This window comes from Leclercia sp. UBA1284 (assembly GCF_002308415.1).
GTDB classification, from domain to species: domain Bacteria; phylum Pseudomonadota; class Gammaproteobacteria; order Enterobacterales; family Enterobacteriaceae; genus Enterobacter; species Enterobacter pneumoniae.
Genome location: NZ_DBUS01000009.1, coordinates 114,695 through 138,265, shown reverse-complemented (window position 1 = coordinate 138,265; position 23,571 = coordinate 114,695). Strand labels below are relative to the sequence as shown.

Here is a 23,571-nt window from a genome sequence, read left to right as displayed (position 1 = left end):
AGTCACAATATTAATAAGGCTTTTCGAAAATTAGAGCAAAAATTGCTCCTAATTGTGTGCCTAAAGGAATGATTTTCTTGGTATTAGCGTTGCACGTTAAAAAACATGCCAAAGCAAAAACCCCGCCGAGGCGGGGTTTTCTTGAAGTAAAAAGCAAAAAACCCCGCCGTAGCGGGGTTTTCTTTAAGAAGTTGAAGCTGACCGATAAGCCGCTTTCTTTTGGGTATAGCGTCGTTGGACAGTCATTCATCGCCATCATTACGGGTGGCCATAAGCAAAAACCCCGCCGAGGCGGGGTTTTATTGAAGAGTTGAAGCTGACCGATAAGCCGGGTTCTGTCGTTGGACAGTCATTCATCTAGGCCAGCAATCGCTCACTGGCTCAAGCAGCCTACCCGGGTTCAGTACGGGCCGTACCATGTGAACCCCTATTTGGCCTTGCTCCGGGTGGAGTTTACCGTGCCACGGACTGTTACCAGCCGCGCGGTGCGCTCTTACCGCACCCTTTCACCCTTACCTGATCCCACTTGCGCGGGCCATCGGCGGTTTGCTCTCTGTTGCACTGGTCGTGGGTTTCCCCCCCAGGCGTTACCTGGCACCCTGCCCTATGGAGCCCGGACTTTCCTCCCCTCCGCCCGTCTCCCCCGAAAGGGACGACGACGAAGCGGCGACTGTCTGGTCAGCTTCGGCGCGAAGTATAGAGGGTTTGCGCCCCGCTGTCACCCTCGCGTGTGCATCCCCACCCTTAAGGTGGCGGCAACATTGCGCGAAGCGCGATAAATATTATCCGATGCGTTACGGAAGGCCTCTTCCAGCGTCCCAATACTGTTCAGCACGCTGAATACGGCATCGATACCATACTGATGCACCACCGCGACGTCGCGGGTCAGACTGCCGGCGATACCAATCACCGGTTTATGATATTTTTTGGCTACGCTTGCCACGCCCACCGGCACTTTGCCGTGAATACTCTGGCTGTCGAGGCGTCCTTCCCCTGTGACTACCAGCGTACAATCGTGGATATGTTCTTCCAGATGCAGGGCCTGGGTGACAATTTCGATACCGCTACGCAGTTCCGCACCAAGGAAGGCGGTCAGCGCCGCGCCCATACCGCCTGCCGCGCCGGCACCCGGCATATTTTTCACGTCGATACGCAGCGATGCTTTAATCACGTCGGCGAAGTGCCCAAGATTGGTATCCAGCTCGACAATCATCGCCTCCGTCGCCCCTTTCTGTGGGCCGAAAATCCTCGAGGCGCCCGTCTCCCCCACCAGCGGGTTGGTCACGTCACAGGCCACGCGAATAGCGCAATGCTTAAGGCGCGGGTCGAGGCCGCTGGTATCAATATGATTCAGCGCCACCAGGCTTCCGCCGCCATAACCAATATCGGTGCCATTAGCATCCACCAGCCGGGCCCCCAGTGCCTGGACCATGCCCGCGCCGCCGTCGTTAGTGGCGCTGCCACCGATGCCAATAATGATATTACGCGCCCCTTTATCCAGCGCAGCGAGGATCAGCTCCCCGGTGCCGCGAGAGGTGGTGGTTAAGGGGTTACGTTGTGCCGGAGGCACCAGCGCCAGGCCGCTGGCCGCCGCCATTTCGATAAAAGCCGTGGTGCCATCGCCAGAGATACCCCAGCAGGCATTCACCGTTTCACCCAGTGGCCCGGTGACGGCAGCGTGCTGTAGCGCGCCGTTTGTGGCGGCGATCATCGCTTCGACCGTGCCTTCGCCGCCGTCGGCGACCGGAACAGAGACATATTCTGCGTCGGGGAAAATTTCCCGAAATCCTTTTTCTATTGCCTGCGCTACCTCGGTAGCGGAGAGACTTTCTTTGTAAGAGTCAGGGGCAATTACGATTTTCATAGTTATAGCCTGTTACCGCTCGAGGCAGAAATACCGGGCGCGTCCCCACGCCCTTCTTCGTTAGCGCGTGATTTCCACTTTCGCCAGTTTTTCGTAATAGCATGCGATTGCGCTGTGATCCGCCGTGCCCAGTCCATCTGCACGCAGCGCCTGCATCATCTCCATAACCGCTGCGGTGAGCGGCAGCTGCGCCCCTACGCCGTGAGAGGTATCCAGCGCGTTCGCCAGATCTTTGATATGCAGATCGATACGGAAGCCAGGCTTGAAGTTACGATCCATCACCATAGGTGCCTTCGCATCCAGCACGGTACTGCCCGCCAGGCCGCCACGAATAGCCTGATACACTAGGTCCGGGTTAACTCCTGCTTTGGTTGCCAGGCTCAGCGCTTCGGACATCGCGGCGATGTTCAGCGCGACGATCACCTGGTTCGCCAGCTTGGTCACGTTACCGGCACCGATTTCGCCGGTATGAACCACGGAGCCTGCCATCGCTTTCATCAGGTCATAATATTTGTCAAAAATCGCTTTATCGCCGCCTACCATCACGGACAGGGTGCCGTCGATCGCTTTCGGTTCACCGCCGCTGACCGGCGCATCCAGCATATCTACGCCTTTCGCCTTCAGCGCTTCGCTGATTTCGCGGCTCGCCAGCGGGGCGATAGAACTCATATCAATGACCACCAGGCCCGGCTTCGCCCCTTCAATAATGCCGCCTTCACCCAGCGCCACCTCTTTTACGTGCGGGGAGTTTGGCAGCATCGTGATAATCACATCGCACTGCTCTGCAATGGCTTTCGCAGAGGCGGCTGTTTCTGCCCCGGCGGCAATCACATCCGCAATAGCGTCGGGATTACGGTCAGCAACCACCAGTGAGTAACCTGCTTTGATGAGGTTTTTACTCATTGGTTTACCCATGATACCCAGGCCAATAAAACCAACTTTCATCGTCATAATTGCGTCTCTCTCTTTCTCTCAGTGGTGATTATTTTTTAAAGGAATCCGCTAATTTCTGCGTGGCGGAACGGAATACGCCCAGGTCACTGCCTACGGCGACGAAGGTTGCGCCCCACTCCAGATAACGACGGGCATCAGCCTCAACCGGCGCCAAAATGCCGCACGGCTTACCGTGTGCCTTGGCGCGGGCAAAAATATGCTGAATAGCACGCTGTACGTCCGGGTGGTTGGCATTACCCAGGTGACCAAAAGCGGCAGCCAGATCGCTTGGCCCGACAAAGATACCGTCTACACCGTCGGTGGCGGCGATAGCGTCCAGGTTATCCACCCCCTGCTGGCTTTCAATCTGTACCAGGATGGTGATGTTTTTGTTGGACTGCGCTAAGTAGTCCGGCACGGTGCCAAACATGTTGGCGCGATGAGAAACCGATACGCCACGGATCCCTTCCGGCGGGTAACGGGTAGAGGCCACCGCCTGCACCGCCTCTTCTTCGCTCTCCACAAACGGAATCAGGAAGTTGTAAAACCCGATATCCAGTAGGCGCTTGATGATCACAGGCTCGTTGGTCGGCACGCGCACGACCGGTGCACTGTGGCTCCCCTTCAGCGCCATCAGCTGAGGAATAAAGGTGGTGACATCGTTCGGGGCATGTTCGCCGTCCAGTACCAGCCAGTCGAAACCTGCCAGGCCCAGCACTTCGGTGCTGATGGGGCTCGCCAGAGCAGACCAGCAGCCGATTTGGATCTCTTTTGCCGCCAGCGCAGCTTTGAATTTGTTCGGGAAGATATCGTTACTCATCGCTTATACCTTTGCTTATTTCTGCAATTCCATACGTTTGATGTCGCCTACCACGAACAGGTAGCAGACCATCGCCATCAGCGCCGAACAGCCTACGAAGACCAGCGCCGCGTTAAACGAATGCAGCTCACTTACCAGATAGCCAATCACCAGCGGAGTGACGATTGACGCTACGTTACCGAATACGTTGAATACCCCACCGCACAGGCCAACAATCTCTTTCGGCGCGGTATCGGAGATAACGGGCCAGCCCAGCGCGCCAAAGCCTTTTCCAAAGAATGCCAGCGCCATCAGCATCACCACCAGCGTGGTGTTATTGGTGTAGTTACACAGAATGATGGTCGAGGCCAGCAGCATCCCGAGCACGATAGGTAATTTACGTGCCAGCGTCAGTGACATACCGCGTTTAATCAGGTGATCCGAGAACACACCGCCCAGCACACCACCGGCAAAACCACACAGCGCGGGGATGGAGGCGACCAGGCCCACCTTCAGAATCGACATCCCCTTCTCCTGCACCAGGTAGATAGGGAACCAGGTGAGGAAGAACCAGGTAATGGTGTTGATAAAGTATTGACCAAAAAAGACGCCCAGCATCATGCGGTTAGTCAATAACTGTTTGATATAATGCAGCTTTGGACCATTCGCTGCTTTGTCGCCGGGCTTTTTGTGATCCATATCGACCACAGCGCCATTCTCAGAGATGAATTTCAGCTCTTCAGCAGACATGCGCGGATGGTCGGTCGGGTTGTGAATGAACTTCACCCACATGCCGGTCAGCACAAAGCCAATGACACCCATAACGGTAAAGACATGTTCCCAGCCCCAGGCAAAGGTCAACCAGCCCAGCAGCGGCGAGAACAGCGCCAGCGAGAAGTACTGTGCAGAGTTAAAGATCGCCGATGCGGTGCCACGCTCTTTGGTCGGGAACCAGGCAGCCACGATACGGGCGTTTGCCGGGAAGGAGGGCGCTTCCGAGAAGCCGAGCATAAAGCGCATGAAGAACATCGACACACCGGCCCAGGCCAGCGGGAACATATCGACAAAGCCCTGCAGGAAGGTAAACAGGGACCAGAAGAACAGACTGTAGGTATAGACTTTTTTGGAGCCAAACTTATCCAGCAGCCAGCCGCCCGGGATCTGCATCAGCAGATAAGCCCAGCCGAATGCGGAGAAGATGTATCCCATCGACACAGCACTTAACTGCAGCTCCTTTGCCACTTCCGTCCCGGCAATCGATAAGGTCGCGCGGTCAGCGTAGTTAACCGCAGTCACAATAAAAATAATCAGCAATATTAAATGACGGGTATGAATACCCTTTTTCGTTTCTACAGCAGTATCCAGGCTCATATATAATTCCTCGGGCACATCGCTATACTTTTTATTATTTTAAGAAGAAGTTTCCCTGGTTATTTTAGACAGCAGGTAATATCAATTAATTAACCAGATACAATGAAATCGAGAATAAGTATAAACATCAGACTCAACCTGCACATTGTGTTAAAGCTCAATTATCACGCCAATAACGAATAATATCTTGAGCATATGCACAACATCCTGGGCGCTGATGCACAGATTTACGCATAAGCCGCCAGTCGCGGTGCCCTCTCTCCCCGATGAGTGATCATGATCACATTTTTATTCCCGGAGTCCTGACATTCTTTATTCAACAAGACCGAGACTTTATTTCTGACAATAAGAAAATAAGCATCCTCTTATCGACTTTTAATATCTAAAACTTCGCTGGAGAATACTGAACAATGGCCGACATCGAAATTCGTCAAGAGTCGCCGACGGCGTTTTATATAAAGGTGCATGACACCGATAACGTGGCGATTATTGTTAACGATTATGGGTTAAAAGCAGGAACCCGCTTCCCGGACGGACTGGAGCTGATTGAGCATATCCCGCAGGGACATAAGGTGGCGCTGGTGGATATCCCGGCGAAAGGCGAAATTGTTCGTTACGGTGAAGTTATTGGCTACGCGGTGCGTGCTATTCCACAGGGCAGCTGGATCGATGAATCACTGGTCGAACTGCCAAAAGCTCCACCGCTGAATACCCTGCCGCTGGCGACCCGCGTGCCGGAGCCGCTGCCGCCGCTCGAAGGCTACACCTTTGAAGGCTACCGCAACGCAGACGGCAGCGTAGGTACAAAAAATCTGCTCGGCATTAGCACCAGCGTACACTGCGTGGCAGGCGTGGTGGATTATGTGGTGAAAATCATTGAGCGTGATCTCCTGCCTAAATACCCGAACGTCGACGGCGTGGTAGGACTTAACCACCTGTACGGCTGCGGCGTGGCGATCAACGCCCCGGCGGCCATCGTCCCCATCCGGACGATTCATAACATCGCTCTGAACCCCAACTTCGGCGGCGAGGTGATGGTCATCGGGCTCGGCTGTGAAAAACTGCAGCCAGAAAAACTGCTGATGGGCACCGAAGATGTACAGGCTATTCCGGTGGATGACGCCAGTATCGTGCGTCTGCAGGACGAGCAGCACGTAGGCTTCCGTTCGATGGTCGACGACATTTTACAGGTGGCCGAACGCCATCTGGCGAAACTTAATCAACGCCAGCGTGAAACCTGTCCGGCTTCCGAGCTGGTTGTGGGTACCCAGTGCGGCGGCAGCGATGCGTTTTCAGGCGTGACCGCGAACCCGGCGGTCGGCTACGCCTCGGACCTGTTTGTACGCTGCGGCGCCACGGTAATGTTCTCTGAGGTCACGGAAGTGCGTGACGCAATCCATCTGCTGACCCCGCGCGCCGTCAATGAAGAGGTGGGTAAACGTCTGCTGGAAGAGATGGCCTGGTACGACAACTATCTTGATATGGGTAAAACCGACCGCAGCGCTAACCCCTCTCCGGGCAACAAAAAAGGCGGCCTGGCAAACGTGGTGGAGAAAGCCCTCGGCTCGATTGCCAAATCTGGCCAGAGCGCCATCGTGGAAGTGTTGTCCCCGGGTCAGCGCCCAACCAAACGCGGTCTGATCTACGCGGCGACCCCGGCGAGCGACTTCGTCTGCGGCACCCAGCAGGTGGCCTCCGGTATCACCGTACAGGTGTTCACCACCGGACGCGGCACCCCGTACGGCCTGATGGCGGTTCCGGTGATCAAGATGGCCACCCGCACCGAGTTAGCAAACCGCTGGTTTGACTTAATGGATATCAACGCTGGCACCATCGCCACCGGAGAAGAGAGCATTGAGGATGTGGGCTGGAAGCTGTTCCACTTTATTCTTGATGTGGCGAGCGGCCGTAAGAAAACCTTCTCTGACCAGTGGGGCTTGCACAATCAACTGGCGGTGTTTAACCCGGCGCCGGTTACCTGAGTTGGCAGTAAACCTTGCTTAGCATGGCTTCGGCCATGCTTTTTTTATTCTGCATTCAGCGCAGGATGCCGGCCGAAGGTGTCTGCCGTTAAGCGATCTCAACGGCCAGATTGAGGCTGGCCGGTGTGATACCGGCTCACCGCTTACTCCCCTTGCTGCTCCAGGGCGTATTTATACAGCGCATTCTTTTTCACACCGTGGATTTCGGCTGCCAGCGCGGCGGCTTTCTTCAGAGGAAGCTCGGCCTGCAACAGCGCCAGGGTGCGCAGCGCATCGGCAGGCAGCGCGTCCTCTTCGGCTTTGTGGCCTTCCACAATCAGCACCATCTCGCCCTTACGACGGTTCTCGTCCGCTTTAACCCACGCCAGCAGATCGCCGACGGGCAAGCCATGGATCGTCTCCCAGGTTTTGGTGAGCTCACGTGCCAGCACCACGTAGCGCGACGTTCCCCAGACGGCGACCATATCTTCTAAGCTCTCCAGCAGGCGGTGGGTGGATTCATAGAAAATAAGCGTGCGCGGCTCGGCTTCCAGCGCTTTAAGTACGTCGCGGCGGCCTTTGGATTTTGCCGGTAAGAAACCTTCATAGCAGAAACGATCGGAAGGCAGACCCGCAGCGCTTAAGGCCGCGATGGCGGCACAGGGGCCAGGTAGTGGCACGACGCGGATGCCCGCTTCCCGGCAGGTACGCACCAGGTGGTATCCAGGATCGTTGATGAGCGGCGTGCCGGCATCTGATACCAGGGCAATGTTCTGCCCCTCTTTCAGCTTCGCGACCAGCGTCTCTGCCTTTTGCTGCTCATTATGGTCGTGCAGCGCGAACAACCGCGCGCTGATAGCGAAATGCTGTAGCAGTAATCCCGTATGGCGAGTGTCTTCAGCGGCAATTAAATCAACGCTTTGCAATACGGTGAGTGCACGTTGGGTAATATCAGACAAATTCCCGATGGGAGTAGGTACAATATACAGTTGACCCTGAGAATTATCTGCCGTTTCGTGTTGTTTCATTGTTTCATCCGTATTGCCGATTTAATATTGAGCATGCGTAAAAAAATATCACTGGATACAGTATGGTACCCTTAACGTTTCTTCGTAACAAAGTCACGCGCAGCCTTCCCCTTGTGGTTGCCGCGCTGATTTTTGCAGGCTGTGGCACCCAGGCGCCCGATCAGACGACTCCTCACATGGAGGGCACTGCTCAGGCTGATTCCGGCTATTATCTGCACCAGATGGAGCAGAGCTCGAATGATACCAGGATCAACTGGCAATTACTTGCCATTCGTGCACTGCTGAAAGAAGGCCAAACCCAGCGGGCAAGCGAACTGTTTAACCAGTTGCCGCAGGATCTCACCGACAGCCAGCGTCGCGAGCAGCAGCTTCTTGCCGCTGAGCTGAAAGTGGCACAGAACGACGCTGCTGGCGCGAAAAAGATCCTTGCCGATATTGACGTCAATGCACTGGAAAACAACCAGCAGGCACGTTACTGGCAGGCCGTCATTACCACCGAGCAAGGCCGCCCTTCCCTGACGCTTCTCCGTGCTCTGATTGCGCAAGAGCCTTTGCTGGCAGGAGATCTGAAGCAAAAGAATATTGATGCCACCTGGCAGGCGCTGTCGTCCATGACGCAGGATCAAGCTAGTAAGCTGGTGATCAACGCCGATGAAAACATTCTGCAGGGCTGGCTGGATCTCCAGCGCGTCTGGTTTGATAACCGCAATGATCCCACGATGTTGAAAGCGGGTATTACCGACTGGCAGACCCGTTATCCCAACAACCCTGGTGCTAAAATGCTGCCAACGCAGCTGGTGAACGTGCAGAATTTCAAACCTGCCTCCACCAGCAAAATTGCGCTGCTGCTGCCTTTAAATGGCCAGGCAGCCGTATTTGGACGCACCATCCAGCAAGGCTTTGAAGCCGCGAAAAACGGCACCACGGCGGTGACGGGGAGCGCAGTACCGGCGCAGACAGCTCAGGCTGCAAACGTGAATGACGTTGTTAGCCCTTCTGCGGCAGAGACCAGCGATCTGACGGCGACCCAGCCGCAGGGCACGATGCAGAACCCGGTTACCGCCCCTACCACCCCATCCGCAGCCCCGGCGACCCAGCAAGCTCCGCAATCGCAGGCCACCCCGGCGACGAATGCGGCAGCCACGGAGCAGCCGCAGACCACGGAGCCACAACAACAGGCGGCACAACCGCAGATTACTGAGCCACAACAACCGGCTGCGCAACCGCAGGCCGTAGCAGCGACCACGGCGAACCCGGGCGCTGAGCTGAAGATTTATGACACCAGCGCACAACCTTTGGATCAGGTGCTGGCTCAGGTTCAACAGGATGGCGCCAGCATCGTGGTCGGGCCGCTGTTGAAAAACAACGTAGAGGAGCTGATGAAGAGCAACACCACGTTAAACGTGCTGGCGCTTAATCAGCCAGAGCAGGTACAGAACCGCGCCAATATCTGCTATTTCGCCCTCTCTCCGGAAGACGAAGCCCGCGACGCCGCGCGTCATATCCATGAGCAAGGTAAGCAGGCGCCCCTGTTGCTGACCCCACGCTCTACGCTGGGCGATCGCGTCGCGAATGCCTTTGCCCAGGAGTGGCAACAGCTGGGTGGCGGCATCGTGCTGCAGCAGAAATTCGGCTCAAGCTCAGAGCTGCGCGCCGGGATTAACGGCGGCGCAGGTATCGCGCTGAGTGGCAGCCCGGTCACCGCCAGTCTGCCGCAGCAGCAGGGTGTGACCATCGGCGGCCTGAACATACCGGCTCCGCCAACGGATGCGCAAATCTCGGGTGGCGGTAAGGTCGATTCAGCGTACATTGTGGCCACGCCGGAGGAGATCGCCTTCATCAAACCGATGATTGCCATGCGCAATGGTAGCCAGAGCGGCGTGACGCTGTATGCCAGCTCCCGCAGCGCGCAGGGCACCTCTGGCCCTGACTTCCGTCTGGAGATGGAAGGTCTGCAGTACAGTGAGATCCCCATGCTCGCCGGCAGTAACCCGGCGCTGATGCAGCAAGCGCTCGGCAGCGTACGTAACGACTACTCGCTGGCCCGCCTGTACGCCATGGGCGTTGATGCCTGGGCGCTGGCAAACCACTTCACTCAGATGCGTCAGGTACCCGGCTTTGAAATTAGCGGCAACACTGGCGATCTGACCGCGACTCAGGACTGCGTGATTAACAGGAAGTTATCATGGCTCAAATACCAGCAGGGGCAGATCGTCCCGGCCAGTTAAGCCGTAAACAGACCGGCGACGCATGGGAATTACAGGCGCGTCGCTGGCTGGAAAGCAAGGGACTGCGCTTTATCGCCGCGAACGTCCGCGCGCGCGGCGGTGAAATTGACCTCATCATGAAAGAGGGCCAGGTGACGGTGTTTGTCGAGGTTCGCTATCGACAAACATCCCACTTTGGCGGTGCCGCCGCCAGCGTGACCCGGGCCAAGCAACAAAAATTATTACAGACCGCCCGCGTGTGGCTTGCCCGCCATAATGGGAGTTTTGATACTGTGGATTGCCGGTTCGATGTGGTAGCCTTCACCGGAAACGCCATCGAATGGCTTAAAAACGCCTTCGGCGAAGACGCGTAAACCAGATCGTTAAGGGATATTGTGCTCGATAGAATTAAGGTGTGCTTCACAGAAAGCATTCAGACTCAGATAGCCGCGGCAGAAGCGCTGCCGGATGCCATCTCACGCGCCGCGATGACGCTGGTGCAGTCCCTGCTCAATGGCAACAAAATTCTGTGCTGCGGTAATGGTACCTCGGCCGCCAACGCCCAACATTTCGCCGCCAGCATGATCAACCGGTTCGAAACGGAGCGTCCGAGTTTACCCGCCATTGCACTTAATACCGATAACGTGGTCTTAACAGCGATTGCTAACGATCGTCTTCACGATGAAATCTATGCCAAGCAAGTCCGTGCGTTAGGGCATGCCGGTGATGTGCTGCTGGCTATCTCTACGCGCGGTAACAGCCGCGACATCGTCAAAGCCGTAGAAGCGGCCGTCACCCGCGATATGACTATCGTAGCGCTGACGGGATACGACGGTGGCGAGCTGGCCGGGCTTTTGGGTCCGCAGGATGTGGAAATTCGCATTCCCTCTCACCGCAGTGCACGCATCCAGGAGATGCACATGCTGACGGTGAACTGTTTATGCGATCTGATCGATAACACGCTTTTCCCTCACCAGGATGATTAAGGAGTCAACATGAAGGCATTTTCGCCCCTCGCAGTCCTTATTTCTGCGCTGCTGCTTCAGGGATGTGTCGCCGCAGCGGTCGTGGGTACTGCCGCAGTGAGCACCAAAGCCGCAACCGACCCACGCTCCGTGGGCACGCAGGTAGATGACGGCACCCTTGAGTTGCGTGTAAACAGCGCGTTGTCCAAAGACGAACAGATTAAGAAAGAAGCGCGCATCAACGTTACCGCTTATCAGGGCAAAGTTCTGCTGGCAGGCCAGGCGCCCACCACCGAACTGGCATCCCGTGCGAAGCAGATCGCCATGGGCGTTGAAGGTGCGACAGAGGTGTTCAACGAAGTACGTCAGGGGCAGCCAATCGGTCTGACCACTGCGTCATCGGATACCTGGATCACCACCAAAGTGCGTTCGCAGCTGTTGGGTAGCGATCAGGTGAAATCTTCCAACGTAAAAGTGACCACCGAGAACGGTGAAGTCTTCCTGCTCGGTCTGGTTACCGATCGTGAAGGCAAAGCGGCAGCGGATATCGCCAGCCGGGTGAGCGGCGTGAAGCACGTCACTACCGCCTTTACCTTCATCAAATAACCTTCTTGCCCTCAAGAAGGTCTTACAACAGGCCGGATGCGCTTAACGCCATCCGGCTTTTTTTATACCAGCGCAATGCTTCCCACAATGATTCCACTCAGCGCAACCAGCATCCCTGTCAGCCACAGCGCTTTTGCCGGGAATGATTTACGCAGCATGATAAGCGATGGCAGGCTAACCGCCGGAAGCGTGATGAGTAGTGCCAGCGCCGGGGCGACGCCCATACCCGCCAGCATCATGGTTTGCACAATCGGGATCTCGGCGGCAGTAGGAATTACAAATAACATACCGGCCACGGCCAACGCGATCACCCACAGCAGCGAGTTTTCAACGGCACCGTCCGCATGCGGGAAGAGCCAGACGCGGGCTGCGCCAAGGACTAGCACCGCAAGGATATAGACCGGGATCGTGCTCCAGAAGAGCTGCCAGAGCGCTTTACCCCAGCGCGACAGGAAACTGCCCTGCGGCTCCGGGAGTTCGACCTGCAGCGGCGCAGGGGTCACGGCGGTCTCTTTCACCAGTCTCTGCACGAGGGTTGCCACCACCAGCACGGTCAACAGACCCGCGACCAGACGAATAATGGCAAAATGCCAGCCAAGCACGAAGCCCATAAACACCAGCGTGGCGGGGTTGAGCAGCGGGTTGCCCATCCAGAATGCCAGCGCCCCGCCCATCGACACTTGCTGGCGACGCATCCCGGCGGCCACCGGCGCGGCACAGCACGTGCACATCATGCCCGGCAATGAGAAGAGCGTACCCAGCAGCGTCCCCTGAAAACGGGGTTTCCCTAAGGTTCGCAGCAGCCAGTTACGTGGGATCAGCACCTGGATCAGCGAGCCAAGTAATACCCCTAGCACCGCAGCTTTCCATACGGCCAGGAAGTAGACCAGCGCATAGTCCCACGCCGCCTGCAGCGGGCTGCTGTTGGCGTTAGCGAGAATTGATTTACCGATCGAGTGGGTATCGGCGGCAGTAAAGGCTTTGCCGTAATAGGGCTGCCACTTCACATACCAGAGCCCAATAATAACAACGAGAAAAAAGAGAGCGGGCTTCCACCACTGCAGTGGTGTTGCCGCCTGAGATGAAGACTGACCAGTCATAGCATTCCCCGGGGAGTGTTTTTAATTTTGCCCGGGGATATTACGCCTCGCCTTTTGAAATTTCATGCAGTTTTGCTGAAGGGATAATATTTACCCCCTCTCTGGAGGGGGAAAGTCCCTCGCTCAGCATCGCTCTGGCCACTTCGCGTCCGTCGATTGATTTCCAGTTGCCCGGTAGCAGTGAGAAGAGAGGGGCAAACAGGGACTCGCTAAAACGGTGCTTTTCACGCTCACCCAGGAGCATGGAAGGGCGAACGATGGTCAGCCGTTCCCACTTCTGCGCGATTAGCGCCTCCTCCATCTTCCCCTTCACTTTGTTGTAAAAGAAGGGAGAGCGGGCGCTGGCCCCCATTGCGCTGACCACCAGGAAGTGTTTAGCGCCCAGCTTTTTCGCCGTCAGGGCGGTATCCACGACCAGGGTGTAGTCCGCATGGATAAAAGCCTCTTTGCTGCCCGCTTCGCGCCGGGTGGTTCCCAGACAGCAAAAAGCGATATCAATCGGGTCCTGGACCTGCGCCAGCGCATCGCTCAACTGCGGATCGTGAGGGTTAAAAACGCCCGAAATATCCGCCAGCGGACGACGCGTGGGGGCGGCGATATAATTTACCCGCCGATCCTGAATTAACATTCGCAGTAGATGCCCGCCCACCAGTCCGGTGGCGCCGGTAATTAGCACCTGACTCATTTTTTTCCCCTTTGCAGAATAGTCCGTAGGCGATTTTGCCCTGCTCGACCACACTTAAAAGTCTGTGAGGTAAGTATTTACCACAAACGTAGAAAAATCTGTCTGAAGCCAAAACAACGGAGGAAACATGAGCAAGAAAATTGCGGTCCTGATTACCGACGAGTTTGAAGATTCAGAATTCACCTCACCCGCTGAGGCGTTCCGCAAAGCGGGACATGAGGTCATCACCATTGAGAAAGAGACCGGCAAAACCGTCACGGGGCATAAAGGCGAGGCGAAAGTGACCATCGATAAAAACATTGATGAGGTCAGCCCGTCAGATTTCGACGCCCTGCTGTTGCCGGGTGGCCACTCCCCTGACTCGCTGCGCGGAGATGACCGTTTCGTTACCTTTACGCGCGATTTCGTTGCCAGCGGGAAACCGGTGTTCGCCATTTGCCATGGCCCCCAACTGCTGATCAGCGCGGATGTGGTGCGCGGACGTAAGCTGACCGCGGTTAAACCGATCGTCATTGATCTGAAAAATGCCGGGGCAGATTTTTACGACCAGGAAGTGGTGGTCGATAAAGACCAGTTGGTCACCAGCCGTACGCCAGACGATCTGCCTGCCTTCAACCGGGAAGCGCTACGCCTGCTCGGCGCGTAACCAGTGCAGTTTTTTACCAAAGCCCAGCGTGTTATCGGTGAACTTCAGTTCATCGAGCCGGATCTCCCATACCGGCGCTAACATCGCTGCGGCAATTGGGAAGCGGCGGATGTAATGCTTACGCATCGCGTCGCTTTCCTCTCCCTCCAGGCGGCGAATCTCCCCTTTAAACTGCACACCGCGGATCAGCGCCACGCTTTTTGGCTGGCCATTGACAGTGCCTGCTACTTTCGCCTGTTGCCCGGTCATTTGTGCGTGACGCGTCTTATCTTCGCTTAAGACATAGAAAGCCACAGCCTGTGGATCGTAATAATAGAAGGCATTCGCACACCACATTTCGCCCTCGTGATGTACGCACCAGGTCACGACGTGCTGCTTTGCCAGCCAGCGGTTAATGGTGGGCAGTGTTTCCATTTTGCGTCTCTCTTGCTAAGGTGCGTTCACCTTAACATAACGAATTGATAGCCGTGTGCTGGTTTCTCTATCTTATCCGTACCGCTGATAATGCACTCTACACGGGGATCACCACCGATGTGGCGCGGCGTTTCTTGCAACATCAAACCGGAAAAGGGGCAAAAGCCTTGCGGGGAAAAGGTGAGCTGCAGCTGGCGTTTGCCGCACCGGTGGGTGAGCGCTCGCTGGCGCTGCGGCTGGAATACAGGATCAAGCAGCTTACGAAGCGCCAGAAAGAGCGCCTCGTCGCCGGGGATGGATCGTTCGAGGCGCTACGCGAGAGCCTGCTAACGCCGTGAGTTAAAAACGGTTAAAGTGGTCGTGATACTCAACCAGGCCGCTTACCCCCTGCAGCGCGTCATCAGCCAGACGATGCACCTGGAACGCAGATTCCGTACCCGGCCAGCGGCAATGCAGATCGTAATGGGCTGCCTTTTCAAAGCCTAGCTTGCTGTAAAAGGCAGGGTCGCCCAGAGTGACCACGGCGGCATAGCCAAACTCGTTCAGGGAGTCCAGCCCTTCATAAACCAGCTGGCGTGCCAGCCCCTGGCCACGATAACTTTCGTCCACCGCCAGCGGAGCCATACCGACCCACTGCAGCTCTTCACCCTGTACGGAAACCGGGCTGAACGCGACGTAACCAACGACCTGCCCCTCATCATCGGTCGCCACCAGCCCAAGGGTGATCAGGCCATCTTCACGAAGATTATGTACCAGCTGCGCTTCACCCTCACCTTCGAAAGCACGACGTAATAAGGCATCGATGCCGGGGGCATCAATCCCAATTTCAACTCGAATCAGCATGGCTCACCTACTGAAGTGTGTTTACTTTCCGGCGGGCTTTTCAGACCTGCCTCGACAAAATCGGCCATTTGCAGCAAGGCCATGCGTAACGCTTTTGGCATCTGCTCCAGCTCAATGGCATCCATCAGGTTTTTCACATACAGACCTAACTCGGTATCCCCTTCAATCACCAGACGGCGTTGGAAAAAGAGCGTGTCCGGATCCTGTTTACGCGCTGCGATCATCAAGAGATCGCTGGCATCTGCGCTGAAACTGACATCGGCTTCGGCATATTCACGAACGACCAGCCGACCCTTTTCAACAGAGGTAAACCAGCAAAGACCGATATCACGAACGGTGATGCTTAACCAGCGCCCTTCCAGAAATTCCAGCTCGCCCTCTTCCAGCGCCTGGCGGAATTGCCAGCTTAGCAGTTGTTCCAGCACCTGGCGCTTCAGTGCAAAGGGGGTGAGCTTCACCGGCAAACTTAACAGTGACGGGCCTGCCTGTACGAGTCGTGAACGCAGTTTTTCCAGCACGAACTTTTCTCCCTGATATCTATAGTCCCGATATATTGCCATATCCAGTCGCCGGTATAGCGGCGTAAATCAACAAACCAGCGACCTTCATCAGCCATTATTGGTCCCATCAATACGCGATTAACTGCCTCAAATCAAAATTTGTCCCCAGGGGGTTCATTAAAATCCCTGTTTTATAACATTTTTGCATCCCCTGGGCTGCGAACGTCAGGATACATTATGGAACTGCTCTGTCCTGCCGGAAATCTTCCGGCGCTTAAGGCGGCTATCGAAAATGGCGCCGATGCGGTTTACATCGGTTTGAAAGATGACACTAACGCCCGCCACTTCGCAGGCCTCAATTTTACCGAGAAAAAGCTGCAGGAAGCCGCCCGTTTTGTGCACCAGCATCGCCGTAAACTGCATATTGCGATTAACACCTTCGCCCACCCGGATGGCTATTCCCGCTGGGAGCGCGCGGTGGATATGGCAGCTCAGTCAGGTGCCGATGCGCTGATCCTGGCCGATCTCGCTATGCTGGAGTATGCCGCAGAACGCTATCCTCATATTGAGCGCCATGTCTCGGTACAGGCCTCGGCGACCAATGAAGAAGCGATCCGTTTTTATCATCGTCACTTCGATGTTGCCCGCGTCGTATTGCCGCGGGTGCTCTCTATTCATCAGGTTAAGCAACTGGCGCGCGTCACGCCAGTTCCGCTGGAAGTTTTTGCGTTCGGCAGCCTGTGCATCATGGCCGAAGGGCGCTGCTACCTCTCCTCGTATTTAACCGGGGAATCGCCCAATACCGTTGGCGCATGTTCCCCTGCCCGCTTTGTGCGCTGGCAGCAGACACCGCAAGGGCTGGAGTCTCGCCTGAACGATGTGTTGATCGACCGCTACCAGGAGGGGGAAAACGCAGGCTACCCAACGCTGTGTAAAGGGCGCTACCTGGTGGACGGCGAGCGCTATCACGCTCTTGAAGAGCCCACCAGCCTTAACACGCTGTCGCTATTACCAGAGCTGCTGGCTGCGAATATCGCCTCGGTGAAAATTGAAGGCCGCCAGCGTAGCCCGGCCTACGTTAGCCAGGTGGCAAAAGTGTGGCGTCAGGCGATAGATCGCTGTATGGCCGATCCACAAAACTATGCGCCACAGCCCGCCTGGATGGAGACGCTCGGCGCCATGTCCGAAGGCACCCAAACTACGCTTGGCGCGTATCACCGTAAATGGCAGTGAGATAACCATGAAATATTCCTTAGGGCCGGTACTTTACTACTGGCCGAAAGAGACGCTGGAAGCGTTCTATCAGCAGGCGGCCACCAGCAGCGCCGATGTGATCTATCTCGGCGAAGCGGTGTGCAGTAAACGCCGCGCCACAAAAGTGGGTGACTGGCTGGAGATGGCAAAAAATCTGGCGGGCAGCGGCAAACAGGTGGTGCTTTCAACGCTTGCGCTGGTGCAAGCCTCCTCTGAGCTGGGCGAAATAAAACGATACGTCGATAACGGTGAGTTTTTACTCGAGGCCAGCGACCTGGGGGTGGTGAACCTGTGCGCCGAGCGCAAACTGCCGTTTGTCGCAGGCCATGCGCTGAACTGCTATAACGCCGTAACCTTGCGTCTGCTGCTTAAACAGGGGATGACCCGCTGGTGTATGCCGGTTGAGCTGTCGCGTGACTGGCTGGTCAATTTGCTAGACCAGTGCGAAACGCTGGGGATCCGCAATCAGTTTGAAGTGGAGGTGCTGAGCTATGGTCATCTGCCGCTGGCTTACTCCGCCCGCTGCTTTACCGCCCGCTCGGAAGACCGTCCGAAGGACGAATGCGAAACCTGCTGCATCAAGTACCCGAACGGGCGCAGCATGCTGTCGCAGGAAAATCAGCAGGTTTTCGTCCTCAACGGTATTCAGACCATGAGCGGCTATGTCTACAATCTCGGTAACGAGCTGACGTCGATGGACGGGCTGGTGGATATGGTGCGCTTGTCCCCACTGGATACTAACGTTTTCGCCATGCTCGATGCGTTTCGCGCCAATCAACACGGCGAAGCTCCCCTGCCGCTGACTGCCAACAGTGACTGCAACGGCTACTGGAAACGCCTTGCCGGGCTGGAGCTGCAGGGCTGACGTAATAGCTCACTTTGTTAACAACTTTAGCTAATCTTTAATGCAGTATGGAAAGATTAACCGGAACAAAGTGAGTTCTTATGACTGATAAAACCATTCCGTTTTCGGTGCTGGATCTGGCACCGATCCCTGAAGGCTCCTCTGCCCGAGAGGCTTTTTCACACTCCCTGGATCTCGCGCGTCAGGCTGAACAGCGTGGCTATCATCGCTACTGGCTGGCGGAACATCACAATATGGTGGGCATCGCCAGTGCGGCAACCTCCGTGCTGCTGGGCTATCTGGCCGCGAATACCACCACGCTGCACCTGGGCTCAGGTGGCGTCATGCTGCCGAACCACTCACCGCTGGTCATCGCCGAGCAGTTCGGGACCTTAAATACCCTCTACCCGGGGCGCATCGATTTAGGTCTGGGCCGTGCGCCTGGTAGCGATCAGCCCACGATGCGCGCGCTGCGCCGCCATATGAGCGGCGATGTGGACAATTTCCCCCGCGATGTGCTTGAGCTCGTCGAGTGGTTCGACGCTCGCGACCCGAATCCTCATGTCCGCCCGGTGCCGGGCTATGGCGAGAAGATCCCCGTCTGGCTGCTGGGCTCTAGCCTTTATAGCGCCCAGCTCGCAGCCCAGCTTGGCCTGCCTTTTGCCTTCGCGTCGCACTTCGCGCCAGATATGCTGCACCAGGCGCTGCATCTCTATCGTACCCAGTTCAAGCCGTCTGCGCGCCTTGAGAAGCCGTATGCGATGGTCTGCATTAACATTGTTGCTGCCGATAGCAACCGCGATGCAGAGTTCCTCTTTACCTCTATGCAGCAGGCGTTTATGAAGTTGCGTCGCGGCGAAAGCGGGCAGTTACCGCCGCCGGTCGATAATATCCATCAGCTGTGGTCGGCCTCCGAGCAGTACGGGGTTCAGCAGGCGCTGAGTATGTCGCTGGTGGGCGATAAAGCGAAAGTACGCCACGGGCTGGAAGCGGTTCTGCGTGAAACCCAGGCCGACGAGATTATGGTCAACGGCCAGATTTTCGATCATCAGGCTCGTTTACACTCGTTTGATCTGGCGATGCAGGTGAAAGAGGAATTGGTGGGTTAGTTGTGATTCTGCCCTCTCCCGTGGGGAGAGGGCAAGGGAACCCGATTTACGGATATACCGGCAACAGATTAAAGCTCGACAGGATGTGCACCAGGGCGTTGCCCACCCCGAAGACCAGAATCAGGGCAATCATCGGCTTGCCACCCCAGACGCGGAATGTTGGACTGCCGAAGCGTTGACGTGATTTACGCGCGAGCAGCGCAGGAACAATTGCCGCCCAGATGGTGGCCGCCAGCCCCGCATAGCCGATAGCATACAGGAAACCATTCGGCCACATCAGACCACCCACAATCGGGGGCAGGAAGGTCAGCAGCGCGGTTTTGAAGCGCCCCGGCGCGGAATCATCAAAGCCAAACAGATCCGCCAGGTAATCAAACAGGCCCAGCGTCACGCCGAGGAAGGAACTTGCCACCGCGAAGTTCGAGAAGATAACCAGCAGCAGATCCAGACTGCGGCTGTTCAGTACACCGCTTAACGCCTGCACCAGCACATCGATGTTTCCGCCCTTCTGCGCAATGCCGATAAATTCCGGACGCGGGATGTTACCCATCGTCCCCAGCAGCCAGATGACATACAGCCCCAGCGCCAGCAGCGTGCCGTACACCAGGCACTTCACGATGGTGCGCGGATCTTTGCCGTAATACTTCATCAGGCTCGGCACGTTGCCGTGATAACCGAACGACGCCAGACAGAACGGTAAGGTCATCAGCAGGTACGGCGTGTAGCTGGCATGACTTTCCGCCACGTTAAACAGCGTTGCTGGCGTCACATGCCCCAGCAGGCTGCCAAAAGTGAGGAAGAAAGTGATGACTTTGGCGCCCAGTACAATGGCCGTCATGCGGCTGACGGCCTTTGTGCTCAGCCAGACGATAAAGGCCACCGCCAGCGCAAAGCACAACCCCGCCAGACGCGCCGGCACGTCTAATGACATTTCCGAAAAGGTGTGATGCAGAATCGAACCGCTCGCAGAAATGTAGGCGTACGTCAGGATATAAAGCACGAAGGCGATGGAGAGACCGTTTACCAGATTCCAGCCTTTGCCCAGCAAGTCTTTCGTAATGGTGTCGAAGCTGGAACCTATGCGGTAGTTCAGGTTCGCTTCCAGGATCATCAGCCCGGAATGCAACATACAAAACCAGGTGAAGACCAGCGCTGCCAGTGACCAGAAGAACCACGCCCCGGACATGACCACCGGCAAGGAGAACATCCCCGCGCCGATAATGGTGCCGCCGATGATCACCACGCCGCCGAGCAGCGAAGGTGACGTTTGGGTGGTGGTTAGTGTCGCCATACAGCCAGATCTCCAGTCATAAATTTGGTACAGCATATCAATGCGCTGCACTGTACCAGTACAAGAGTACAAAAGGAATAAAAAAAGCCCCGATAGTGATTACCGGGGCTGTATAGATTACTTTACGCTAGTTAACGCAGGGGTTACGCATCGCCACCGAAACGGCGACGGCTGGTGCCTTCGTCACGACGTGGACCACGGTTTTCGCGACGTTCACCGCTGAAGCGACCCGCGCCTGGCGCAGCGCCTTCACGACGAGGACCACGACCGCCTTCACGACGCTCACCGCCGCCGAAGCTACGACCACCTTCACGACGCTCACCACCGCCACGACGTTCGCCGCCACGGTCAGGACGCGGCTGAGCATCGCCCAGCAACTGCATGTTCATCGGTTTGTTCAGAATGCGGGTGCGAGTAAAGTGCTGCAGAACTTCGCCCGGCATACCTTTCGGCAGTTCGATAGTAGAGTGGGTACCGAACAGCTTGATGTTACCGATGTAACGGCTGCTGATGTCGCCTTCGTTAGCGATAGCGCCAACGATATGACGAACTTCAACACCATCATCACGGCCAACTTCAATACGGTACAGTTCCATATCGCCAGCGTCACGACGCTCACGACGTGGACGGTCTTCACCACCACGCTCTGGACGATCGCCACGTGGGCCACGGTCGTTACGATCACCACGACGCTCGAAACGGTCGTCACGGTCACGGAACTCACGCTTAGGACGCATTGGCGCATCTGGCGGAACGATCAGGGTACGTTCGCCCTGAGCCATTTTCAGCAGTGCCGCAGCCAGAGCTTCCATATCCAGCTCTTCGCCTTCTTCCACTGGCTGAATCTTCGCCAGCAGACCACGGTACTGATCCAGATCGCTGCTTTCCAGCTGCTGCTGAACTTTGGCGGCGAATTTTTCCAGACGGCGTTTGCCCAGCAGCTCTGCGTTTGGCAGGTCTGCTTCTGGAATGGTCAGTTTCATGGTGCGTTCGATGTTGCGCAGCAGACGACGCTCGCGGTTCTCAACGAACAGCAGCGCACGGCCAGCACGACCCGCACGACCGGTACGACCGATACGGTGAACGTAAGACTCGGAGTCCATTGGAATGTCGTAGTTAACAACCAGGCTGATACGCTCAACGTCCAGACCACGTGCTGCCACGTCGGTTGCAATCAGGATATCCAGACGACCGTCTTTCAGACGTTCCAGCGTCTGCTCACGCAGAGCCTGGTTCATATCACCATTCAGCGCTGCGCTGTTATAGCCGTTACGCTCCAGCGCTTCAGCCACTTCCAGGGTCGCGTTTTTGGTACGCACGAAGATAATCGCCGCATCAAAATCTTCCGCTTCCAGGAAGCGTACCAGCGCTTCATTTTTACGCATGCCGTACACAGACCAGTAGCTCTGGCTGATGTCTGGACGCGTGGTCACGCTGGACTGAATACGTACTTCCTGCGGCTCTTTCATGAAGCGGCGGGTAATACGACGGATAGCTTCTGGCATGGTTGCAGAGAACAGAGCGGTCTGATGACCTTCCGGGATCTGCGCCATAATGGTTTCTACGTCTTCGATGAAGCCCATACGCAGCATTTCATCTGCTTCATCCAGTACCAGACCGCTCAGTTTAGAGAGATCAAGGGTACCGCGCTTCAGGTGATCCAGCAGACGGCCCGGCGTACCGACGACAATCTGTGGGCCCTGGCGCAGGGCGCGTAACTGCACGTCATAACGCTGGCCGCCGTACAGAGCTACCACGTTTACGCCGCGCATATGTTTAGAGAATTCAGTCATTGCTTCTGCAACCTGAACAGCCAGTTCACGGGTTGGAGCAAGAACGAGGATCTGCGGTGCACGCAGGTCCGGATCGATGTTGTTCAGCAGCGGCAGCGAGAACGCCGCAGTTTTACCGCTACCCGTCTGGGCCATGCCCAGCACGTCACGACCAGAGAGCAGATGTGGGATACACTCTGCCTGGATCGGAGATGGTTTTTCGTAACCCAGATCGTTAAGGGCTTCAAGGATAGGAGCCTTCAGGCCCAGATCTGCAAAAGTGGTTTCGAATTCAGCCATGTAGTACAAGTGCCTCGATATTAATGGCGGCCAGTCTACTTAGCTCATCGTGAAAATGATTAGCAATTTTCATTGAAAAGTGTGAACCGGCTCAAAGTAGGTGTATTGACGAACAACAACGCCCTCACCAGTGAAGGTGATGGCAATCAAAAGATTACGGGCTGATGTTTATGTCGTCAGCTATTGCTGGTCCGATTCTGCCAGGTCGTCATGCTCCTGGCCCAAGAGCGATAATTCCAACAATGCATAACGGTGCTCAACATAGTTGTGTACGTTGTTAGCAACCGCTAATTTGAACAGTGCCGTAGCGCTGTCCATATCCCCCAGACTTAGGTAGTACTTACCTAAATAGAAGTTGGTTTCACTGAGATGTTCAGCGAGCGAGGTGTTATCCGTTGCGTCCGCCTTGAGCCGTTCCATTAGCGTTGCTTCGCTAATGTTGCCCAGGTAGAACTCGACAATATTCCATCCCCATTGTTCCTTGTCCGATTTGTCGAAGCGCTGTTTCAGTGCTTCTTTGGCCTGCTTCGCATCAAGCTTCTGCTCAACGATGTAAAGCCACAGGCTACGGAAAGGATCGTTCGGATCGTCTTGATAAAACGCCAGCAGATCATCTTGCGCTAACTTGTCACGACCGCCGTAATACAGGGCGATACCGCGATTCAAGTGCGCGTAGTTGTAAGTTGGATCAAGCTCAAGTACAGAATCAAACGCTTCATAGGCAGCATCAAAATTGCCTGCCTGCGTTAAATAAATGCCTAAGTAATTGAATACTTCAGGCATATCGGGTCGGATGGCTAACGCTTGTGAAAAATCATTTCGCGCCAGTGCCCTCAGACCGAGACTATCATACAACACTCCGCGCTCATATAAAAGCTGTGCGCGTTCGTCATCGGTTAAAGCCCGACTGGCAAGAATTTGTTCCATGCGAGCCAGAATCACTTCTTGCTGCAAAGTCGGTTGCAATGGTACCGCGAGGACTTCACTTTTACGCCAGGCAGAGTTGCTGCATCCTGCCAGCGTTAAAGCTGTCGCAACGAAACACCAGCGCAGAAAAGGCTTCATTTCCCACTCCCGAA

The 23,571-nt window shown here is 56.0% G+C and carries 25 protein-coding genes and 1 other RNA gene; 10 read left to right on the top strand and 16 right to left on the bottom strand.

Annotation, left to right across the window (positions count from 1 at the left end; genetic code table 11):
- Positions 1–10: 10 nt before the first annotated feature.
- The 6 genes from B3511_RS19225 to garP all read right to left on the bottom strand — a co-directional run bounded on the left by B3511_RS19225 (position 11) and on the right by garP (position 4,967).
- Entirely contained in the window at positions 11–259 is a 249-nt protein-coding gene (locus tag B3511_RS19225; protein WP_286790075.1) for a hypothetical protein, read from the bottom strand.
- Between the two features lie 49 nt (positions 260–308).
- Positions 309–686, bottom strand: an RNA gene (gene rnpB / locus B3511_RS19220) — RNase P RNA component class A.
- A 32-nt stretch (positions 687–718) separates the two neighbouring features.
- Positions 719–1,864, bottom strand: coding sequence for a glycerate 2-kinase (gene garK, locus B3511_RS19215; protein ID WP_212476736.1), 1,146 nt, complete (start codon positions 1,862–1,864; stop codon positions 719–721).
- Positions 1,865–1,924: 60 nt separating this feature from the next.
- Positions 1,925–2,815 carry a 2-hydroxy-3-oxopropionate reductase gene (gene garR, locus B3511_RS19210; RefSeq protein WP_046885798.1) on the bottom strand — a complete coding sequence of 297 codons (891 nt, stop codon included), beginning with the start codon at positions 2,813–2,815 and terminating at the stop codon, positions 1,925–1,927.
- Positions 2,816–2,846: 31 nt separating this feature from the next.
- Positions 2,847–3,617, bottom strand: coding sequence for a 2-dehydro-3-deoxyglucarate aldolase (garL, locus tag B3511_RS19205; RefSeq protein WP_046885797.1), 771 nt, complete (start codon positions 3,615–3,617; stop codon positions 2,847–2,849).
- 15 nt (positions 3,618–3,632) lie between these two features.
- A complete protein-coding gene (gene garP / locus B3511_RS19200) occupies positions 3,633–4,967 on the bottom strand; it encodes a galactarate/glucarate/glycerate transporter GarP (protein ID WP_040073917.1) in 1,335 nt (444 codons plus the stop codon).
- 410 nt (positions 4,968–5,377) lie between these two features.
- Between garP and garD the strand changes: the two genes are divergently transcribed.
- Positions 5,378–6,949 carry a galactarate dehydratase gene (garD, locus tag B3511_RS19195; RefSeq protein ID WP_040073916.1) on the top strand — a complete coding sequence of 524 codons (1,572 nt, stop codon included), beginning with the start codon at positions 5,378–5,380 and terminating at the stop codon, positions 6,947–6,949.
- Between the two features lie 143 nt (positions 6,950–7,092).
- Here the strand turns inward: garD and rsmI are convergent, their stop codons facing one another.
- Complete coding sequence (rsmI, locus tag B3511_RS19190; RefSeq protein WP_046885796.1) at positions 7,093–7,956, bottom strand: 16S rRNA (cytidine(1402)-2'-O)-methyltransferase; 864 nt, start codon at positions 7,954–7,956, stop codon at positions 7,093–7,095.
- A 62-nt stretch (positions 7,957–8,018) separates the two neighbouring features.
- Between rsmI and B3511_RS19185 the strand changes: the two genes are divergently transcribed.
- From B3511_RS19185 to dolP, 4 genes are read left to right on the top strand one after another with little or no spacing between them, the layout of a single operon-like run.
- Positions 8,019–10,184, top strand: a complete 2,166-nt coding sequence (locus B3511_RS19185; RefSeq protein ID WP_286790074.1) for a penicillin-binding protein activator — start codon at positions 8,019–8,021, stop codon at positions 10,182–10,184.
- The gene (locus tag B3511_RS19180) at positions 10,142–10,537 is read left to right on the top strand and encodes a YraN family protein (RefSeq protein WP_040073913.1); all 396 of its coding nucleotides are present in this window, start codon (positions 10,142–10,144) and stop codon (positions 10,535–10,537) included. The genes B3511_RS19185 and B3511_RS19180 overlap by 43 nt, the downstream gene beginning before the upstream one ends.
- A gap of 21 nt (positions 10,538–10,558) precedes the next feature.
- Positions 10,559–11,149, top strand: a complete 591-nt coding sequence (diaA, locus tag B3511_RS19175; RefSeq protein WP_006178740.1) for a DnaA initiator-associating protein DiaA — start codon at positions 10,559–10,561, stop codon at positions 11,147–11,149.
- 9 nt (positions 11,150–11,158) lie between these two features.
- A complete protein-coding gene (dolP, locus tag B3511_RS19170; RefSeq protein ID WP_040073912.1) occupies positions 11,159–11,734 on the top strand; it encodes a division/outer membrane stress-associated lipid-binding lipoprotein in 576 nt (191 codons plus the stop codon).
- 62 nt (positions 11,735–11,796) lie between these two features.
- On the opposite strand, the gene B3511_RS19165 is transcribed toward dolP, so the two are convergent.
- Together B3511_RS19165 and B3511_RS19160 are read right to left on the bottom strand one after the other, a co-directional pair.
- Complete coding sequence (locus B3511_RS19165) at positions 11,797–12,834, bottom strand: permease (RefSeq protein ID WP_286790073.1); 1,038 nt, start codon at positions 12,832–12,834, stop codon at positions 11,797–11,799.
- A 40-nt stretch (positions 12,835–12,874) separates the two neighbouring features.
- The gene (locus B3511_RS19160; RefSeq protein ID WP_046885793.1) at positions 12,875–13,519 is read right to left on the bottom strand and encodes an NAD(P)H-binding protein; all 645 of its coding nucleotides are present in this window, start codon (positions 13,517–13,519) and stop codon (positions 12,875–12,877) included.
- A 127-nt stretch (positions 13,520–13,646) separates the two neighbouring features.
- Between B3511_RS19160 and B3511_RS19155 the strand changes: the two genes are divergently transcribed.
- On the top strand, positions 13,647–14,165 hold the full coding sequence (locus tag B3511_RS19155; RefSeq protein WP_040073909.1) for a type 1 glutamine amidotransferase domain-containing protein: 519 nt from the start codon (positions 13,647–13,649) through the stop codon (positions 14,163–14,165).
- Here the strand turns inward: B3511_RS19155 and B3511_RS19150 are convergent.
- Entirely contained in the window at positions 14,145–14,579 is a 435-nt protein-coding gene (locus B3511_RS19150; protein ID WP_286790072.1) for a YhbP family protein, read from the bottom strand. The genes B3511_RS19155 and B3511_RS19150 overlap by 21 nt on opposite strands.
- 53 nt (positions 14,580–14,632) lie before the next feature.
- Here B3511_RS19150 and B3511_RS19145 point away from each other — a divergent pair, with 53 nt between their 5' ends.
- Positions 14,633–14,917, top strand: a complete 285-nt coding sequence (locus B3511_RS19145; RefSeq protein WP_040073907.1) for a GIY-YIG nuclease family protein — start codon at positions 14,633–14,635, stop codon at positions 14,915–14,917.
- A gap of 1 nt (position 14,918) precedes the next feature.
- Here B3511_RS19145 and B3511_RS19140 read toward each other — a convergent pair whose 3' ends face one another.
- Both B3511_RS19140 and ubiT read right to left on the bottom strand, forming a co-directional pair.
- Complete coding sequence (locus tag B3511_RS19140; RefSeq protein ID WP_046885792.1) at positions 14,919–15,422, bottom strand: GNAT family N-acetyltransferase; 504 nt, start codon at positions 15,420–15,422, stop codon at positions 14,919–14,921.
- Positions 15,416–15,940, bottom strand: coding sequence for a ubiquinone anaerobic biosynthesis accessory factor UbiT (gene ubiT / locus B3511_RS19135; protein ID WP_046885791.1), 525 nt, complete (start codon positions 15,938–15,940; stop codon positions 15,416–15,418). The genes B3511_RS19140 and ubiT overlap by 7 nt, the downstream gene beginning before the upstream one ends.
- A 219-nt stretch (positions 15,941–16,159) precedes the next feature.
- Here ubiT and ubiU point away from each other — a divergent pair, with 219 nt between their 5' ends.
- The 3 genes from ubiU (at position 16,160) to B3511_RS19120 (ending at position 19,129) form a co-directional block, all read left to right on the top strand.
- Complete coding sequence (gene ubiU, locus B3511_RS19130) at positions 16,160–17,155, top strand: ubiquinone anaerobic biosynthesis protein UbiU (protein ID WP_046885790.1); 996 nt, start codon at positions 16,160–16,162, stop codon at positions 17,153–17,155.
- Positions 17,156–17,162: 7 nt separating this feature from the next.
- The gene (locus B3511_RS19125) at positions 17,163–18,041 is read left to right on the top strand and encodes a U32 family peptidase (protein ID WP_040073903.1); all 879 of its coding nucleotides are present in this window, start codon (positions 17,163–17,165) and stop codon (positions 18,039–18,041) included.
- A gap of 80 nt (positions 18,042–18,121) precedes the next feature.
- Complete coding sequence (locus tag B3511_RS19120; protein WP_040073902.1) at positions 18,122–19,129, top strand: luciferase-like monooxygenase; 1,008 nt, start codon at positions 18,122–18,124, stop codon at positions 19,127–19,129.
- Positions 19,130–19,175: 46 nt separating this feature from the next.
- Here the strand turns inward: B3511_RS19120 and mtr are convergent, their stop codons facing one another.
- The 4 genes from mtr to nlpI all read right to left on the bottom strand — a co-directional run bounded on the left by mtr (position 19,176) and on the right by nlpI (position 23,557).
- On the bottom strand, positions 19,176–20,420 hold the full coding sequence (mtr, locus tag B3511_RS19115) for a tryptophan permease (protein ID WP_286790071.1): 1,245 nt from the start codon (positions 20,418–20,420) through the stop codon (positions 19,176–19,178).
- Positions 20,421–20,563: 143 nt separating this feature from the next.
- Positions 20,564–22,492 (bottom strand): DEAD/DEAH family ATP-dependent RNA helicase, encoded by a 1,929-nt coding sequence (locus tag B3511_RS19110; RefSeq protein WP_040073900.1) that lies wholly within the window; start codon positions 22,490–22,492, stop codon positions 20,564–20,566.
- Positions 22,485–22,565 carry a protein YrbN gene (gene yrbN / locus B3511_RS19105; RefSeq protein ID WP_097397692.1) on the bottom strand — a complete coding sequence of 27 codons (81 nt, stop codon included), beginning with the start codon at positions 22,563–22,565 and terminating at the stop codon, positions 22,485–22,487. Before yrbN ends, B3511_RS19110 begins: the two co-directional genes overlap by 8 nt.
- Positions 22,566–22,672: 107 nt before the next feature.
- The gene (gene nlpI, locus B3511_RS19100; RefSeq protein ID WP_040073899.1) at positions 22,673–23,557 is read right to left on the bottom strand and encodes a lipoprotein NlpI; all 885 of its coding nucleotides are present in this window, start codon (positions 23,555–23,557) and stop codon (positions 22,673–22,675) included.
- Positions 23,558–23,571: the final 14 nt, after the last annotated feature.